This window comes from Streptomyces sp. NPDC051243 (assembly GCF_044455405.1).
GTDB lineage: Bacteria > Actinomycetota > Actinomycetes > Streptomycetales > Streptomycetaceae > Streptomyces.
On sequence record NZ_JBITES010000028.1, the window covers coordinates 47,027 to 63,626 of the forward strand.

Consider the following 16,600-nt stretch of genomic DNA (forward strand, 5'->3'; position numbering starts at 1 on the left):
CAGAACCGGGGGGTGGCTCGGGTTCCGGGGAACGTACTGACCGGACGGTATGGACGTCAACGGGTCGTACAGCAGCAGTTTTGCCTGTACAGGGCACGGAGAGCTGGATCCGGGCATGCCGAGGGCCCCGGTCTCGGGTGGAGACCGGGGCGTGTGCGGACGGGCGCTAGAAGACCACCAGGGCCCGCCCGCCCTTCCCGGCGATCATGTTCTCGAACGCGGCCGGGATGCCCTCCAGGCCGATCCGTTCGGTCACCAGTCCCCCGAGGTCCAGGCGGCCCGCCCGCACGTGCTCGGCGAGTACCGGCACATCCCGCGCCGGGTCGGAGTCGCCGTAGACGCAGCCGGAGAGGGTGCGGCCCCAGTGGAAGATCTCCAGGGCGTTGAAGGTGACCTGCTGGTCCTTGCCGCCGATGCCGACGACCGTGGTGCGGCCGCCGCGGCGGGTGGAGTCCCAGGCCGTGCGGATGGTGGTGGCGCGGCCCACGCACTCGACGGCGACGTCCACGCCCTGCTTGTCCGTCAGGCCCCGGATCTCGCGGGCGGTGTTCTCGGAGGCGATGACGAAGTCGGTGGCTCCCGCGGCTCGTGCCAGCTCCTCCTTCGCCGGGGAGACGTCGACCGCGACGATCTTCGCCGCGCCCGCGATCCGCGCCGACTGGAGGGCGGCGAGCCCCACACCGCCGACGCCGAACACCGCGACCGTCTCCCCCTGCCTCACCCGCGCCGAGTGGTGCACGGCGCCGTAGCCGGTGAGGACGGCGCAGCCCAGCAGGGCGGCGTCGGTGAGCGGGATGCCGTCGGGAAGGGGCAGGACGCAGCCGGCCGGGACGACCGTCTCCTCGGCGAACGCGGCGACGTTCAGGCCGGGGTGGAGGTCGGTGCCCTCGGCGGTACGGGCGTACACGTCGGCGGCGCCGTTCAGCGCGTTGGCGCACAGCCAGACCTCGCCGAGCCCGCAGGCGTGGCAACGTCCGCAGGACGGCGCCCAGTTGAGGACGACGCCGTCGCCGGGCGCGACGTGGGTGACGCCCTCCCCCACGGCCATCACCGTGCCGGCGCCCTCGTGGCCGAGGACCGCGGGGACCGGGACGCGCATGGTGCCGTTGGACAGGGACAGGTCGGAGTGACAGACACCGGCGGCGGCGAGGCGGACGTGGACCTGGCCGGGGCCGGGTGCCGGCAGGTCGATGTCGGTGACCTCCAGAGGAGCGCCTACGGCGGGGAGAACTGCTGCGCGAACCACGTGAAGGCTCCTCAGAACTGCAGGGACTTGGTCTGGAGGTACTCGGTCAGGCCGTGCGCGCCGAGTTCGCGCCCGACGCCCGACTGCTTGTACCCGCCGAAGGGGGCGAGGGGGTTGAACCGGCCGCCGTTGATGTCCACCTGACCGGTGTCCATGCGGCGCGCGAAGGCGACCGCCTCCGCCTCGTCCCCCGCCCAGACGGCGCCCGCGAGACCGTAGACGGTGCCGTTGGCGATCCGCAGGGCGTCCGCCTCGTCCTCGTACTTCAGGATCGACAGGACCGGGCCGAAGATCTCCTCCTGCGCGATGGTCATCTCGGGCGTCACGTCGGCGAAGACGGTCGGGCTGACGAACCAGCCCCGCTCGCGCGGCGCTTCGGGCCCGCCGGCCACGAGCCGCGCCCCCTCGGCCACACCCTTCTCGATGTAGCCGAGCACCCGCGTCTGCTGCTTGGCGCTCACCACCGGTCCGATGCGCTCGCCGTACTTGGCCGCGGCGGCCGCGGCCAGCTCCACGGCCTCGTCGTACTGGTCCCGGTGCACCAGCATCCGCGTCCAGGCGCTGCACGTCTGCCCGGAGTTCGACATGACGTTGGCGACGCCGACGTTGACCGCCTTGGCCAGGTCGGCGCTGGGCAGGATGACGTTGGCGGACTTGCCGCCCAGCTCCAGGGCGACCTTCTTGATCGCCGCGCCGGCCACCGCGGCGATCTGCCGGCCGACTGCGGTGGAGCCGGTGAAGGAGACCAGGTCGACGTCCGGGTGCTCGGCGAGCGCCTGGCCCGTGACCGGGCCGAGGCCGGTGACCAGGTTGAAGACGCCCGCCGGGACGCCGGCCTCGTGCACCGCCTCGGCGAAGAGCTGGGCGACGAGCGGGGTGTCCTCGGCCGGCTTCAGGACCACCGTGCAGCCGGCGGCCAGCGCCGGGGCGACCTTGGCGACGACCTGGTGGAGCGGGTAGTTCCAGGGCGTGATGGCGCCGACCACACCGATGGGCTCGTGGAAGACGGTCGAGTTGCCGACCTTCTCCTCGAAGGCGTACGTCGCGGCCAGCTCGGCGTACGAGCCCGCGACCGCGATCGGCACGCCCGCGTGGACCGCCTCAGAGAACTTCAGCGGCGAGCCCAGTTCGGCGGTGACCGTCTCGGCGATCTCGTCCTTGCGGGCCTCCAGGACGTCCCGGAGGGCGGTCAGCCGCGCGGCCCGCTCGGCGGGCGGGGTCGCGGCCCAGCCCGGGAGGGCGGCGCGGGCGGCCCGTACGGCGCCGTCGACGTCGGCGGCGGTGCCGGCCGGGACCCGGCCGATGACCTGCTCGTCGGCCGGGTTCACCACCTCGATCACGTCCCCGCCGGACGCCGGGCGCCAGGCGCCGTCGATGTACATGCCGTCGTGTGCCTTCATCGTGCTTCCTCCCGGCGGACCACTCGTCATCCGGCACATAAACTAGCGGCGATAGTTTTCCTGCGCCAGACGCTACCCATGATGCCGGTCGGTGACGACGCAGCCCGGCGTGCGGTTCGGCCACGCCCCAAAAGCGCGGGGCTGTATCGATATGCGGCTCCGCCGGCGCGACCAGCGACCCCGTCTAGGAACCCCCAGCGGAGCGCCCGTCACTCCTCCAGATCCGGCAGCCGGCCCGGGGCCGGGCAGATGCGGTCGCCGTGCTGGTCGAAGACGAACAGGTGGGCGAGGTCGACGAGGAGCGGAACGTGCATGCCGTGCCGGAGTTCGATGTCGGGTGTGGTGCGGACGATGAGGTCGCCGGGCGGGCGGCCCTCGGTCGGCGCCTGCCCGGACCCGGCGGCCGGTGGGTCGTCGAGGGCCACCACCGGGCCGGCGCGCAGGGCGCCGGCGCGTTCCCTGAGGCGGTCCAGGACCGTGCCGCCCTCGCGGCGACGGCGGCGCGAGGGGCGGGCGGTCGGGCGGGGGGCCTCCAGATCGGGTACGAGGGCGGGCCGCGAACCGGTGTCGAAGTGGACGAGGACCTCGTGGCCCTGGAACTCCACATGCTCGACCAGACCGGTGATGTGCACCTCGCCGGGGCGGGCGGCCGCGGGCTTGGCGATGCGGACCGCCTCCGAGCGCAGGCCCACGATGACCTCGCGGCCCTGCTGCACCCGGAGCAACTGGTGGTCCAGACACAGAGGTTCGGGCAGCCGGAGGTACTGCTTGCCGAGGCTGATGGTCATCGCCCCGTCGAGCGGGGCGCGTACGACGCCGCGCAGGAGGTTGATGCGCGGGATGCCGATGAAGGCGGCGGTGAAGACGTTGCGGGGCAGGGCGTACACCGAGCGCGGGGTGCCGACCTGCTGCAGGACGCCGCCGCGCAGGACGGCGACCCGGTCGCCGAGCGACATCGCCTCGGCCTGGTCATGGGTGACGTACACCGTGGTGACGCCCAACTTCCGGGTGAGGCCGGAGATTTCCGCCCGCAGGTGGTTGCGGAGCTTGGCGTCGAGGTTGGACAGCGGCTCGTCCATCAGGAACGCGGTGGGGTGGCGGGCGATGGCCCGGCCCATGGCGACACGTTGGCGTTCACCGCCGGAGAGCTGGGCGGGGAAGCGGTCGAGGAGGTCCTCGATGCCCAGCATGCGTGCGGTGGCGTCCACGCGGGGGCGCGGGTCGGCGCCGGGCGACTCGATGCGCAGCGGGAAGCCGATGTTGTCGCGGCTGGTCATGCTCGGGTAGAGGGCGAAGTTCTGGAAGACCATCGCCATCCGCCGGTCGGCGGGCAGCAGGTCGTTGGCGTACTCGCCGTCCAGCAGCAGCTCGCCCTCGTCGATCTCCTCCAGTCCGGCGATCATTCTGAGCACGGTGGACTTGCCGCACCCGGAGGGCCCGAGGAGGACGAGGAACTCGCCGGCCTCGATGTCCAGCGAGAGCCGGTCCACGACGGGGACGCCTCGCGTGTAGTACTTGCTCACGTCGTGCAGGGAGATGGCGCGTGTCATGACTGTCGCCCCCGGGGGTCGGCCGGAGCGCCGCTGCTCCGTGATTCCGAGGCCCTGTCGTCACATTCCCGATGTCCGCCTGCCCGGCGGGCAGGCCCGCCGGGCAGGCGGGAATGTGACGACAGGGCCTCAGGCCCCGTGCGGGTCGTACGGGGCCTGTGAGTCACGGAAGTTAACGGAATGTGCCCGGCCGGGGAAGGGGTGGCTCGCGGAACGACCGGTCGGGGGCGGTCACTTGGTCGCGGTCAGGTGACCGAAGACCACCACGTTGCTGGTGTATCCGTTCTGCCGGTCGAAGAAGCCGCCGCAGGTGAGCACGCGGATCTCCGGGCGCCGGGTCGGACCGTAGACCTCCTTGTCGGGGAAGTTCGCCTTGTCGTAGACCTTGACCCGGTCCACGGTGTAGACGGCGGTACGGCCGTCCTCACGCCGCGCCTCGATCTTCTTGCCGGGCTTCACCGAGGCGAGTCCGGCGAAGACGGCGCGGCCGGTCGTGGTGTCGCGGTGGCCCACGGCGATCGCGACGCCCTGCTCACCGGGCGTGGCACCGCCCCGGTACCAGCCGATGAGGTTCGGGTCGTCGACCGGCGGCGTCTCCAGCTCCCGGCTGCCGGTGAGACCGATGCCCGCGATCGGGGCGTCGATGCCCAGGGACGGAATACGGACGGACGTCGGCCGGGAGCGCGGCAGAGGGCGTGGCGGGGGTGTCGGCTCGGCGGCCGCCACGGCGTGCCGTCCGCCGGGTCCGTCAGGCGCGATCGCGTCGTGGTCTCCCCCGCACCGGACCACCACCGTCACCAGGACCACCGTCAACACGGCCGTCCTGGCGAGGCGGTAGGCGCGGGTCCGGTACCAGGGCCTGCGTCTGCGCCTACGCGGCACCATCGGGCTGCCGGCGGGTCCTGCGGAAGTACACGGTGCCGCCGACGGCGGTCAGGCCCACCACCGCGGCGCCCGCCACCGGCGCGTACGCGGCCACGGTGTCGACGAGCCCGCCACCGCCCGCGTGCACACCGCCCCTCGGACCATGGTCGTCACCGCGCCCCCAGCCGCCCTCGCCCCGCTCGTTGTCCTCGATCCGCCCGGGCGGACCGTCGTTCCTGCCGTCACCCCTGCCGTCCCTGCCGTCCCTGCCGTCCCTGCCGTCGCCGTCCCGCCGGTCGTCGGGGCACCTGACGCGGAAGACCTTCTCCCTCGGGGGAATGCCCGTCACGACCCAGGTGAGCTTGTACTGACCTTCCGCGAGCCCCAGCACATCGGTGTGTCCGGCGCCTCCGGCGAGTTGGATGGCGCCGGTGACGGTGGCACCGGTGGGCAGCGGAGGCTGCGGCGAGATGGTGTACGTGATCGACGCGAGGATGTCGAAGTTGACGGCGTCCAGGTAGAACCGGCAGACCACCGCGTCGTCCTTCGGGACCCCGAAGGGCACGCCCTCGCGGTGGATCCTGATGTCGCCGTTCTCCCCCTGGGCCGACGCGGTCGGCGCAGCCACCCACGACACACCTGCCGCGGCGAGGGCGGTGAGGACGACTGTGGCGCCCGCGCGGGCGCGGAAGGTACGTGAGGGTGTCAGGGTGGGCATACACGCTCCTCAAATCAGACGATTTTCATACAAATCGTTCTTTCGCCTGACTCTCCGTCACGCGCACCGCGACGCGCCGCACGACGTCCGGCGCGTCGTCAGATTTCGCTCGTCCGGCGCAGTCCGGGCCGCTTCGGCCGCTGCCACGTGTCCGTTCCGGGCCCTCCGGGCCGCTTCGGCGTACGCACCGCGACCCCCGCCGACAGCAGCAGCAACGCCGCCAGCATCACAAACGGCGCCGCCACCCCCGCGACGCCCGCGACCAGGCCCGCCGACGCCGGGGCGGCGACCTGGCCGAGGCGGTTGCCGGTCAGCCGCAGGGCCAGGGCGGTGGAGCGGGCGCCCTCGGGGGCCGCCTGGACGACCGTCGTCATGGACAGCGGCTGCCCGACGCCGAGGCAGAAGCCGAGCACCGCGAGCATCAGGGCCAGCGCCCACACGGGCACCGGCAGCGCGATCCCGGCGCACAGCAGGGCAGCCAGCAGACAGGTCACCGTCAGCAGCAGCGTGCGGCCGAGCAGCCGCAGCAGGGGCGTCAGGACCAGGCGGCAGGCGATGGTGGCCGCCGCGCGCAGGCTGAGCAGGAGGCCGATCACGGACGGCGCGATGCCCCGGTGCTCGCCGACCACCGGGAGGTAGGCGGTGAGGATGTCGGTCGCGGACAGCACGGCGAGGCTGATGAAGATGCCGGCGGGTACGCCGCGGGCGCGCAGTATGCGCCGTACGGGGACGCGTTCGCCTTGTTCCTCGCGGGACTTGGCCGTCGTACGGCTCTCTGTCCGCCACAACGAGGTCAGCGCGACCGCGCCGCCCGCGCCCGCCACCAGCAGGGCGAGGGCGCTGGTGCCCGCCATGTCCCGGCCGCCGATCAGCGCGCCCGCGGCGATCGGGCCGACCAGCTGGCCGAGGGAGGCGCCGATGGTGAAGTGGCCGAAGTTGCGGTCCTGTTCGTGCGGGGCTGACTGGCGGGCGACCAGCGACTGAGCGCCGATGACGAAGCAGAGGTGACCGAGGCCCATCACCCCGCTCCAGACCGCCATCGCCCACAGGGAGTCCGCGAGGCCGCTCATCGCGCAGCCGCCGGAGATCAGGACGACTCCGACGGGCAGCAGCGGTGCACAGCGGCCGTGGTCGGTACGGCGGCCCAGCGGGACCGCGGCGAACAGCGGGAGCAGGGCGTACACCCCCGCGATCACACCGATCGCCCGCTCGTCCGCGCCCAACGCCAGCGCCCGGTAGGACACGGCGGGCCGGGCCATCGACACCGCCCCCTGCGCGAAGCTGAAGGCGATGACGAGGCGGAGCAGCCAGCCGCGGTTCCCACCGGGCGTCATGTGCGGATCCTCCATGGAAAAGTCAGATGATTCCGAAGAGCATCCCTGCCCCGAGGATGACGAGGCATGTGAGCGCGGCCCACTTCACGACGAACCGGGTGTGGTCGCCGAACTCCACCTTGGCCATGCCGACCAGGACGTAGACGGCCGGGACGAGCGGGCTCGACATGTGCAGCGGCTGGCCGACGAGCGAGGCGCGGGCCATCTCCAGCGGGGAGACGCCGTGGGCGGCACCGGCCTCGGCGAGGACCGGAAGGACGCCGAAGTAGAAGCCGTCGTTCGACATGAAGTACGTGAGCGGGAGGCTCAGCAGACCGGTGACCAGGGCCATGTGCGGGCCCATGCCCTCGGGGATGACGTCCACCATCCAGCGGGCCATGTGGTCCACCATGCCGGTGCCCTGCAGGACGCCGGTGAAGACGGCGGCGGCGAAGACCATGCCCGAGACGTTGAGGACGTTGTCGGCGTGGGCGGCGAGGCGGGCCTTCTGGTCCGGGATGTGGGGGAAGTTGACGGTGAGCACGAGGGCGGCGCCGAGCAGGAACAGCACCGGGATCGGCAGCCACTCCATGATCATGGCGGTCAGCAGGGTGGCCGTGACCAGCGCGTTGAACCAGTACAGCTTGGGACGCAGGGTGGCGCGGTTCGGGTCGAGGACCGTGAAGCGCTCCTCCTCGTCGTCCTCCGCGTCGGCGCCGGAGCCGGCGCCGCCGGTGGCCTTGCCCGCCCCGGAGGCACCGGAACCGGAACCGGCCGCGGAACCCGCGCCGACCAGGACCGTCTCGGTCTCCTTCTCCTCGACCTTCGCCTCGGCCTTCACCTCCGCCTTCCCGCCGGCCTGCTCCTCGTCCAGGACCTCGTCCAGCGTCAGCACACCCAGGCGCTTGCGCTCGCGCAGACCGAGGAAGTACGACAGGACGAAGACGCCCAGCAGGCCGACTAGCAGCGCCGGGATCATCGGGACGAAGATCTCGCTGGCGTCGAGCTTGAGCGCGGTGGCGGCACGGGCGGTCGGGCCGCCCCACGGCAGGGTGTTCATCACGCCGTTGGCCATGGCGGCGACACCGGTCATCACGACCAGGCTCATCTTCAGGCGCTTGTACAGCGGGTACATCGCCGAGACCGTGATCATGAAGGTGGTCGAGCCGTCGCCGTCGAGCGAGACGATCGCGGCGAGGATCGCCGTGCCGACGACGATCCGCATCGGGTCGGCCTTGGCGAACTTCAGAATCCCCCGGACGATCGGGTCGAAGAGGCCGACATCGATCATCACACCGAAGTAGACGATCGCGAACATCAGCATCGCCGCGGTGGGAGCGAGGCTGGTGACGCCTTCGATGACGTAGTCACCGAGCTTGGCGCCCTTTCCGACGAACACGCAGAACAGTGCCGGAATCAGCACGAGCGCCGCGATCGGCGACATCTTCTTCATCATGATCAGGACCAGGAAGGTCGCGATCATGGCGAAGCCAAGGATGGTCAGCATGAGTGGATACCTAACGTTCGCCCTTGAACGACCCCACCAGGGCCGGCGGTGGGACGACGTTAGGTCCCCTCAAACAGCGTTAACAAGACGTTGACATGCGAGCAATAAGCGCAAAACTCCAGGTCAGAGCTTTGCTCAGGTCAGAGGCGTGATCTTTTCGGCCATCGGGAGCAGTTCGACCGGCACCCCGTTGAGCACCGCATTGCCGGAGAGCGGGTCGAGCAGGCTGCCGTCGAGGAGCTGGTTGACGTTGACGCCGGGCTCCTTCAGCGCATGGTTCAGCCGGGTGCCGGGCCGGTCGTGTCCCCAGCCGTGCGGCAGGCTGACGACGCCGGTACGCACGCCGTCGGTGACCTCCGCGGGGCGGTGACCTCTCCGCCGGCGCCCTTGATCCGCACGGGCGCCCCGTCCGTGACGCCGAGCCGTTCGGCGTCCTCCGGGTGGATGTGCAGGGTGCAGCGGTTGGTCCCGCCGGTGAGGGCGGGCACGTTGTGCATCCAGCTGTTGTTGGACCGCAGATGGCGGCGGCCGACGAGGACGATGCCCTCGGGACGCTCGTGCAGGGCCTGCCTCAGGCGCGGCAGATCGTCGACGATGGGCCGCGGCAGCAGCTCGATCTTGCCGCTGGTCGTCTTCAGCGGCTGCGGCAGCCGGGGGCGGAGCGGGCCGAGGTCGATGCCGTGCGGATGCGCCAGCAGCGTCCGCAGGTTCAGCCCGTCGGGTCGTACGCCGAAGCCGTCGCCGTACGGGCCGAGGCGCAGCATCATGTCCAGTCGGCGCTCGGGGCCGGTGTCACCGTCGAGCCGCGCGGCGAGCTCCTGGGGGTCGCGGCCGTGCACCGGGGAGTGCGCTTCCTTCACCGCCTTGCCGAGGGTCTGCCCGATGACGAGGTCGTCGACGGCCGTCGGCTCGGCGCCGTGCATCCCGGTCGCGGCGAGGATCAGCCGCGCCAGGATCTCGGTCTCGGCCATGCGGCCGGGCTCCAGCGGGACGGCGGGCCGGTTGTAGCGGACCTGGTTGCGGACGGCGAGGGTGTTGAACGCGAAGTCGTGGTGCGGGCTCTGCGAGGGCGGGGGTGGCGGCAGCACGACGTGGGCGTGGCGCGAGGTCTCGTTGAGGTAGGGGTCGACGCTGACCATGAAGTCGAGCGAGTCGAGGGCCTTGTCGAGCCGGTCGCCGTCGGGCACCGACAGGACGGGGTTGGCGGCGACCGCGATGACGGCCCGGATCGGCTCGCCCTCCTCGGTCGCGGTGTCGATCTCCTCGGCCAGCGCGGAGATCGGCAGCTCGCCCTTGGCCTCGGGGTGCCGGCTGACCCTGGAGTGCCAGCGGCCGAGCGCGAAGCCGTGGCCGGGTCCGGCGGGGCGGGGTGTCCGGTCGGTGGCCGCCTGCGGGAAGAGGGCGCCGCCGGGGCGGTCTAGGTTGCCGGTCAGGATGTTCAGTACGTCGACCAGCCAGCTGGCGAGGGTGCCGTGCGGGACGGTGCAGCTGCCGATGCGGGCGTAGACGGCGGCGGTCGGCGCGGCGGCCAGTTCGCGGGCGAGGGTGCGGATCAGGACGGCCTCGACGTCACAGGCCTCGGCGACGGCCTCGGGGGTGAAGTCCCGTACGGCGTTGCGGAGTTCGTCCAGACCCTGCAGATGCGGGGTCAGCTCGCCCGGCTCCACCAGGCCTTCCTCGAAGAGCACGCACGCCATCGCCGCAAGGAGCAGGGCGTCCGTGCCGGGGCGGATCGCGATGTGCCGGTCGGCGAGCTTGGCGGTGCGGGTGCGGCGCGGGTCGATGACCGTGAGGGTGCCGCCGCGGGCCTTGAGCGCCTTGAGCTTGCCCGGGAAGTCGGGTGCGGTGCACAGGCTGCCGTTGGACTCCAGCGGGTTGGCGCCGATCAGCAGCAGGTGGTCCGTGTGGTCGAGGTCGGGTACGGGGATCGCCTTGGCGTCGCCGAAGAGCAGTCCGCTGGAGACGTGCTTGGGCATCTGGTCGACGGTGGACGCGGTGAAGATGCTGCGGGTGCCGAGGCCGGCGAGCAGCACCGGCGGGTAGAGGGCGCCGGCCATGGTGTGCACGTTGGGGTTGCCGAGGACGACACCCACCGAGTTCGGCCCGTACCGCTCGACGACGGGGCGGATCCCGGCGGCCACCGCGTCGAAGGCCTCCTCCCAGGTGGTCTCGCGCAGCTCGCCGTCCCTGCGCACGAGCGGGGTGCGCAGCCGGTCGGGGTCGCCGTCGACGGCGCCGAAGGAGGCGCCCTTGGGGCAGATGAACCCCTTGCTGAACACGTCGTCGCGATCGCCGCGGGCACCGGTGACCCGGGTTCCCTCGATGGTGAGGGTCAGGCCGCAGGTGGCCTCGCACAGAGGGCAGATGCGTAGTGCGGTGCGGGACACGGGTCCTCCCGAGGTGGCGGCGGCGGTGACGCGCGGACTCGGGGCCGAGCATACCGACCGGTATGCCTGGAGGGGAGTCCCCGCCGGGCGTGAGGTCGCGAATCCGCGAGCCGCCGTCCGAGAGGCTCAGCGACCGGGACGGTCACTGGGGACGGTCAGTCCAGTACACGCGCCAGATACGCCCGCAGCATCTCCCGCGCCTCCTCGATGATCCGCTCGTCGCCCTCCGGTGCCATCCGGAAAGCGAGGTGGACCAGCGTGTCGGCGGTCTCGACGGCGATGAGGAAGGTGCGGCGCAGATCGTCGTCCGGCTCGCGGTCGAGATAGCCCGAGAGCAGCTCGGTGAGGCGGTCGGCGACACGGCGGTTGGGTTCGCTGCGGGTGCCGACCGGGATCTGGTTGCCGAAGTCGACGAGGGAGAAGCCGGGCGCGGTGCGCTTCATGGCCAGGTACTCGTCGAGTACGACGTCCATGGCCGCACGCCAGCCGCCGTCCCCGCGCTCCTTGAGGCGCTCGGTGACGCGGGCGGTGAAGCGCTCGAGGTTGCGCTGGGCGAGGGCGTCGGCCATCTGCCGCTTGTTGCCGAAGAAGCGGTAGACCGAGCCGATGGGGACGCCGGCACGCTGGGCGACGGCCCGGGTGCTCAGGTCGTCGTAGCCGACCTCGTCGAGGAGGTCGGCGCACGCGTCGAGGATCCTGGTGAGCCGTTCGGCACTGCGCCGCTGCACGGGCGCCCGGCGAAGCGATGCTGGGTGGGGCACGGTGTTCATGATGCCTTTCCGGCTCGGTCCGGTGAACCCTGCCCCCCGGTACGGGAGCGGGCACCCGGCGCACTCAGTGCCGTTCGGGACGGATTCGATCCCGGCGCGGACGTCGCGGTCGTCTCCGCCTCCGACGCCGTGAGGGCGGCCGTGCTCTCGACGGGGTCGCCGTCCACGGCCCACACCGTGCCGTCGTCGGCGTACAGCCGGACGGTGACCTGGTGCGTGCCGCGCGGGACGAGGCCCTGCGCGAGGCGGTACTCGGGGGTGCGCAGCCTGGCGACGAGCCGGTCGTCCAGGAAGAGGTACGCCAGCCCGTGGCCGGCCACCGCGCGTGCTTTCGTGCCGGCGGGCGTGAGGCGGAAGCCGCGCAGGGTCAGCCGTACGTCCCAGCCGCCGGCCGGATCCGGCTGCACCTCTATGCCGACCTCGGGGGCGTCGCCCTCACCCGCCTCGCGGTAGTGCCGCCCCTCGTCGTCGGTGTCGTCGAGGACCTCGCCCACCGGGGAGGACGACACACCGTCCTCCTGTTCCCGGGCAGCACCGGAGTCGCAGCCCACGGCCCCGGACAGCAGCAGGACACAGACCGCGAGCGCGGCGAGCAGGGTCCGTGTCCACGACATGACCGGGAGACTAGAACACCCCTCCGACAGTCGGATCCACCTTGAGTCTGGTCGGGGTCGGGTTCCGGTCGTACCTCCAGAGGAGGACCGCCCGATCCCTTGCGCCCACGAAACCGCAATCCTACGGTGTTGCATAGGAATCAGATCTCAAGGGAGCGATCATGAGCGATGGGGGTACCTCCCGCGCCGGCGTGTCCGAGCGCGAGGGAGCGCGGAAGACCGCGGAAGGGCTGACCTACCTGTCCGGTTTCGGCAACGAGCACAGCTCGGAGGCGGTGCCCGGCGCCCTGCCCGAGGGCCGCAACTCACCCCAGCGGGCCCCGCTGGGCCTGTACGCGGAGCAGTTGAGCGGTACCGCTTTCACCGAGCCGAGGGCCCACAACCGCCGCTCGTGGCTGTACCGAATCCGCCCGTCGGCCGCCCACCCGGCGTTCACGCGCACGGACAACGGCGCGGTCCGTACCGCGCCCTTCACCGAGTCGGTGCCCGACCCGAACCGCCTGCGCTGGAACCCCCTGCCCGAGCCCGCCCCCGGCACCGACTTCCTCGCCGGCCTGTGGACCCTGGGCGGCAACGGCGACGCGACCCAGCGAACCGGGATGGCCGTGCACCTGTACCACGCCAACTCCTCGATGGAGCGCGTCTTCAGCGACGCGGACGGAGAGCTGCTGATCGTGCCGGAGCGCGGCGGGCTGCTGCTGCGTACGGAGTTCGGGCTGCTGCATGTGGAGCCGTCACATGTGGCGCTGATCCCTCGTGGGGTGCGCTTCCGTGTGGAGCTGCTGGATGCCTCGGCGCGCGGTTATGTGTGCGAGAACTATGGGGCGCCCTTCCACCTCCCCGACCTCGGCCCGATCGGCGCCAACGGCCTCGCGAACGCCCGTGACTTCATGGCGCCCGTGGCTGCGTACGAGGACGCCGAAGGGCCCGTGGAGGTGGTGAACAAGTTCTGCGGCAACCTCTGGACGGCGACGTACGACCACTCTCCCCTCGACGTGGTCGCCTGGCACGGCAACCATGTGCCGTACGTCTACGACCTTCGCCGTTTCAATGTGATCGGCACCATCTCCTACGACCACCCCGACCCGTCGATCTTCACGGTGCTGACGTCCCCGTCGGACACACCGGGCCTCGCGGGCGTCGACTTCGTGGTGTTCGCCCCGCGCTGGCTGGTGGGCGAGGACACCTTCCGGCCGCCGTACTTCCACCGCAACGTGATGAGCGAGTACATGGGCCTCATCGAGGGCGCCTACGACGCGAAAGCGGAGGGTTTCGTGCCGGGCGGCGGCTCGCTGCACAACATGATGTCGGCGCACGGCCCGGACCGGGAGACGTTCGACCGCGCGAGCGCGGCGGAGCTGAAGCCGCAGCGGATCGACGACGGTCTGGCCTTCATGTTCGAGACCCGCTGGCCGGTGACGCTGACCCCGCAGGCGGCGGGGGCGCAGCACCTGCAGCGCGGCTACGACGACGTCTGGCAGGGCCTGGAGCGCCACTTCCGCCCGTCGCACTGACCATCCGGTGCCCCGGCCACCCGTTGCACTGACCGATCCGCGAAAGGTACGGATAGCCCGTGACCTCCTTCGCCCCGGACTCGATCGTCCTGAACCGCAAGCTGCCGCTCTGGTACCAGGTGTCGCAGTCGCTGCGCGCCTCGATACTGGGCCGCCACCCGCACGACCCGCTGCGCCTGCCCACCGAGGAGCAACTGGCCGAGCACTACGGCGTGAGCGTGCTGACCATGCGGCAGGCGTTGAAGGAGCTGGAGGACGAGGGCCTGATCACGCGCCACCGCAGACGCGGCACGTTCATCGAGCCGGACGCCCGCCGGGGCGCCCCCGTGCGGCTGCTCGGCTCGGTGGACGCGATCGTGGCCCAGCAGTCCGGCATGACGACCGAACTGCTGGAACACGGCCACGCGCCGGTGCCGGGCGAACTCGCCGAGTACTTCCCGGACGTCGACGAGGTGGCGACGTACCACCGCCTGCGCAGCGACGAGAAGTCGGGCGAGCCGACCAACCACGCCCGTAACTACGTCCGCCCCGAACTGGCCGCGCGCATCGACCTGGACGACCTGGTCCGCTGGCCGATGACCAAGGTGCTGCGGGACGCCGTCGGGGCGGACATCAGCCGCATCACGGACACGGTCGAGGCCCGCCTGGCCGACCCGGAGACGGCACGCCTGCTCCAAGTCCCGCTGCTGAGCCCGATCCTGCACTACACGGGCGTGACATACGACTCGGACGGCCGGGTCCTGGACGCGGTGGTCATCCACTACCGGGGCGACCGCTTCTCCTTCACGGTGACCCTGGAGGCCAACTGACCCCGCTGTCGCACCCAGGTCGTACGATGCCCAGCGTGACGCACGACGACGCTCCGCTGCTCGCGGACCTCATGCCGTGGTCCGTCGCACCGCCGCGGCTGGGCCGGGGGTGGCCGACGGGCCCCGACGCGGCGTCCCTGAAGGCTCGCTGGGACGCCTTCGTGAAGGCCGAGGGCCCCGACCGGGAAGCCCTGCTGGAGCCGACGCGCTCGCGCACCCTGCACTCGGCGGTCGGGCAGTTGCCCGGCCAGTCATCCGGCACGGAGAAGCTGCTGCGCGCCTCGGGCCCCTGTCCTGAGCCGGTTCGCGTGCTGCACGCCCCCTTCGACGAGCAGTGGCTGATCCCGGACCACCGTCTGATCGACGCGGCCCGTCCCGAGCTGTGGCGGGTGGCGGACGAGCACCAGGTCTTCGTCCTTCAGGCGCCGGAGTCACCCCTGCTGGCGACCTCCCTGCTCCCGCTGGTCCGCCCGGGCCGTATCCACCCGCTGTACCGCCGCCCCGGCGGCACGGAACCCAACCTGGCTCCGGGTCTCCTGGAGCACCTCCGCGACCGGCTCGGCGCACCGGTCGAGCCGCTGGACTTCCTCGCCTGGACGCTGGCGGCCGTACGCCCGGATCTCACCGTTCCGCTCACCGGCGAGCCCGAACTCTGGGCCCGCGGCGTGGAGTCGGGCCACCGCGCGCTGTGGCTGATGCGCCGAAACGGCGACCGCCCGAAGCTTCCCGGCGGCCGCCGCCCGTACGTCCGCGCGCCGCTCCCCTCCCGTCCGCTGACGCTCGAGTACGACCGCGACGAGGAGGCCCTGCTGCTGGACGAGGGCCGCATCTCACCGGTCCCGCCGCAGGCCTGGGACTTCGAGGTGGCCGGCGTGAAGGTCCTGGAGCAGTGGTTCACCGCGCGCGTCCTGGAGCCCGAGCCGGGCACCCTGGTCGCCATCCGCCCGGCGACATGGCCGCAGACCTGGACGTCGGAGCTGCTGGAGCTGATCACGGTGCTGGCCCTGTTGGCGGAACTCCGGCCACTCCCCGAGGAGTTGACGAACCCGATCACGGCGACCGACCTCCACAAGGCGGGAGTCCTGCCGGCCCCGGCATCGGCCCGCAGGCCGGCGTCGGTGCTGGACGGGCCCGAGGAGGGGCCGGAGGGGCAACTCGCCCTGATCTAACGAGGGCCGGGGTCGAAGGCGTCCAGCACCCGCTCGATCGCCCGCCCGAATACCGCCTCCAGATCGATCGGCCCGCTGTCCTCCATGAAGGCCGCGGCGAGACGCGGATACTTGCCGGTGGCGACCTGACTGCCGAGATACGCGATGCGGACCGCGTTCTCCTCCTCCTCGGACCAGGGCATCGAGCGGGTGCGCTCGGCGGTGGCGATCTCGTTCGCGGTGTACGTCGTCACGACGCCGTTGAGCAGCGCGACCAGCTCCATCTTCACGCCGTACGGAACGTCGAGGGGTTCGAGGCAGGCGAGGCAGTGCTCCAGGTAGCGCAATGTGTTGGGACTGAAGCCGTACACCCCTGACATCAGCCGCGGCACCCAGGTGTGCCGGCGCATGATGGCGCGGGTCTCCCGTGCGTTGCGGACCATGTCGGCACGCCAGTCGCCCGAGGGCTCCCGGATCTCGTGCTCGGCGCCCACCGCGTCGATCATCAGCTCGTACAGGTCCTCCTTGCGGGGGACGTAATTGTACAGCGACATCGTCCCGCAGCCCAGCTCTGCCGCGACCTGCCGCATGGACACGGCGTCCAGCCCGCCGGCGTCGGCGATCTTCACCGCCGCGGCCGCGATGTCCGCACGCGTGAACGCGGGCCTGGGACCGCGCCCGGTCCGCTCGGGTCGCGCCCAGATCACCTGGGGTTCGGCCGCCTTGCCCGCCATCGATCATCACCTCGACCACCATCCTA

General features: G+C 71.7%; 13 protein-coding genes and 1 pseudogene. 3 read left to right on the forward strand and 11 right to left on the reverse strand.

Going from position 1 to position 16,600, the window contains the following annotated elements; translation table 11 throughout:
- Nucleotides 1-166: 166 nt before the first annotated feature.
- From ACIBAG_RS44210 to ACIBAG_RS44255, 10 genes and pseudogenes are all read right to left on the reverse strand, one after another.
- Nucleotides 167-1,246, reverse strand: coding sequence for a Zn-dependent alcohol dehydrogenase (locus tag ACIBAG_RS44210; RefSeq protein ID WP_399113626.1), 1,080 nt, complete (start codon nucleotides 1,244-1,246; stop codon nucleotides 167-169).
- An 11-nt stretch (nucleotides 1,247-1,257) separates the two neighbouring features.
- Complete coding sequence (locus ACIBAG_RS44215; RefSeq protein ID WP_399113628.1) at nucleotides 1,258-2,646, reverse strand: aldehyde dehydrogenase family protein; 1,389 nt, start codon at nucleotides 2,644-2,646, stop codon at nucleotides 1,258-1,260.
- Nucleotides 2,647-2,855: 209 nt separating this feature from the next.
- Nucleotides 2,856-4,196: an ABC transporter ATP-binding protein gene (locus tag ACIBAG_RS44220; protein WP_399113630.1), complete on the reverse strand. Its 1,341-nt coding sequence runs from the start codon at nucleotides 4,194-4,196 to the stop codon at nucleotides 2,856-2,858.
- 231 nt (nucleotides 4,197-4,427) lie between these two features.
- Nucleotides 4,428-5,081 (reverse strand): class F sortase, encoded by a 654-nt coding sequence (locus ACIBAG_RS44225; RefSeq protein ID WP_399113631.1) that lies wholly within the window; start codon nucleotides 5,079-5,081, stop codon nucleotides 4,428-4,430.
- Nucleotides 5,068-5,778 (reverse strand): hypothetical protein, encoded by a 711-nt coding sequence (locus ACIBAG_RS44230; RefSeq protein ID WP_399113632.1) that lies wholly within the window; start codon nucleotides 5,776-5,778, stop codon nucleotides 5,068-5,070. The genes ACIBAG_RS44225 and ACIBAG_RS44230 overlap by 14 nt, the downstream gene beginning before the upstream one ends.
- Before the next feature lie 98 nt (nucleotides 5,779-5,876).
- Complete coding sequence (locus ACIBAG_RS44235; RefSeq protein ID WP_399113633.1) at nucleotides 5,877-7,112, reverse strand: MFS transporter; 1,236 nt, start codon at nucleotides 7,110-7,112, stop codon at nucleotides 5,877-5,879.
- A 22-nt stretch (nucleotides 7,113-7,134) separates the two neighbouring features.
- The gene (locus ACIBAG_RS44240) at nucleotides 7,135-8,598 is read right to left on the reverse strand and encodes a CitMHS family transporter (RefSeq protein WP_399113634.1); all 1,464 of its coding nucleotides are present in this window, start codon (nucleotides 8,596-8,598) and stop codon (nucleotides 7,135-7,137) included.
- A gap of 135 nt (nucleotides 8,599-8,733) precedes the next feature.
- Nucleotides 8,734-10,985 (reverse strand): annotated as a pseudogene (locus tag ACIBAG_RS44245) (molybdopterin oxidoreductase family protein).
- Nucleotides 10,986-11,140: 155 nt separating this feature from the next.
- Entirely contained in the window at nucleotides 11,141-11,755 is a 615-nt protein-coding gene (locus ACIBAG_RS44250; RefSeq protein WP_399113635.1) for a TetR family transcriptional regulator, read from the reverse strand.
- Nucleotides 11,752-12,369, reverse strand: coding sequence for a hypothetical protein (locus ACIBAG_RS44255; protein WP_399113637.1), 618 nt, complete (start codon nucleotides 12,367-12,369; stop codon nucleotides 11,752-11,754). Before ACIBAG_RS44255 ends, ACIBAG_RS44250 begins: the two co-directional genes overlap by 4 nt.
- 161 nt (nucleotides 12,370-12,530) lie before the next feature.
- Here ACIBAG_RS44255 and hmgA point away from each other — a divergent pair, with 161 nt between their 5' ends.
- From hmgA to ACIBAG_RS44270, 3 genes are read left to right on the forward strand one after another with little or no spacing between them, the layout of a single operon-like run.
- Entirely contained in the window at nucleotides 12,531-13,883 is a 1,353-nt protein-coding gene (gene hmgA, locus ACIBAG_RS44260; protein ID WP_399113639.1) for a homogentisate 1,2-dioxygenase, read from the forward strand.
- Between the two features lie 59 nt (nucleotides 13,884-13,942).
- Entirely contained in the window at nucleotides 13,943-14,692 is a 750-nt protein-coding gene (locus tag ACIBAG_RS44265; protein ID WP_399113640.1) for a GntR family transcriptional regulator, read from the forward strand.
- 26 nt (nucleotides 14,693-14,718) lie between these two features.
- Nucleotides 14,719-15,861, forward strand: coding sequence for a type ISP restriction/modification enzyme (locus tag ACIBAG_RS44270; protein ID WP_399113642.1), 1,143 nt, complete (start codon nucleotides 14,719-14,721; stop codon nucleotides 15,859-15,861).
- Here the strand turns inward: ACIBAG_RS44270 and ACIBAG_RS44275 are convergent.
- On the reverse strand, nucleotides 15,858-16,574 hold the full coding sequence (locus ACIBAG_RS44275; protein ID WP_399113643.1) for a TetR/AcrR family transcriptional regulator C-terminal domain-containing protein: 717 nt from the start codon (nucleotides 16,572-16,574) through the stop codon (nucleotides 15,858-15,860). The two genes, ACIBAG_RS44270 and ACIBAG_RS44275, sit on opposite strands and share 4 nt — an antisense overlap.
- Between the last annotated feature and the right edge of the window lie 26 nt (nucleotides 16,575-16,600).

Coding starts and splice junctions, on each gene's coding strand:
- ACIBAG_RS44255 (WP_399113637.1), bottom strand. CDS start 12,369: ATGTCGTGGACACGGACCCTGCTCGCCGCGCTCGCGGTCTGTGTCCTG.
- ACIBAG_RS44215 (WP_399113628.1), bottom strand. CDS start 2,646: ATGAAGGCACACGACGGCATGTACATCGACGGCGCCTGGCGCCCGGCG.
- ACIBAG_RS44230 (WP_399113632.1), bottom strand. CDS start 5,778: ATGCCCACCCTGACACCCTCACGTACCTTCCGCGCCCGCGCGGGCGCC.
- hmgA (WP_399113639.1), top strand. CDS start 12,531: ATGAGCGATGGGGGTACCTCCCGCGCCGGCGTGTCCGAGCGCGAGGGA.
- ACIBAG_RS44275 (WP_399113643.1), bottom strand. CDS start 16,574: ATGGCGGGCAAGGCGGCCGAACCCCAGGTGATCTGGGCGCGACCCGAG.
- ACIBAG_RS44235 (WP_399113633.1), bottom strand. CDS start 7,112: ATGACGCCCGGTGGGAACCGCGGCTGGCTGCTCCGCCTCGTCATCGCC.
- ACIBAG_RS44250 (WP_399113635.1), bottom strand. CDS start 11,755: ATGAACACCGTGCCCCACCCAGCATCGCTTCGCCGGGCGCCCGTGCAG.
- ACIBAG_RS44220 (WP_399113630.1), bottom strand. CDS start 4,196: ATGACACGCGCCATCTCCCTGCACGACGTGAGCAAGTACTACACGCGA.
- ACIBAG_RS44270 (WP_399113642.1), top strand. CDS start 14,719: ATGCCCAGCGTGACGCACGACGACGCTCCGCTGCTCGCGGACCTCATG.
- ACIBAG_RS44240 (WP_399113634.1), bottom strand. CDS start 8,598: ATGCTGACCATCCTTGGCTTCGCCATGATCGCGACCTTCCTGGTCCTG.
- ACIBAG_RS44225 (WP_399113631.1), bottom strand. CDS start 5,081: ATGGTGCCGCGTAGGCGCAGACGCAGGCCCTGGTACCGGACCCGCGCC.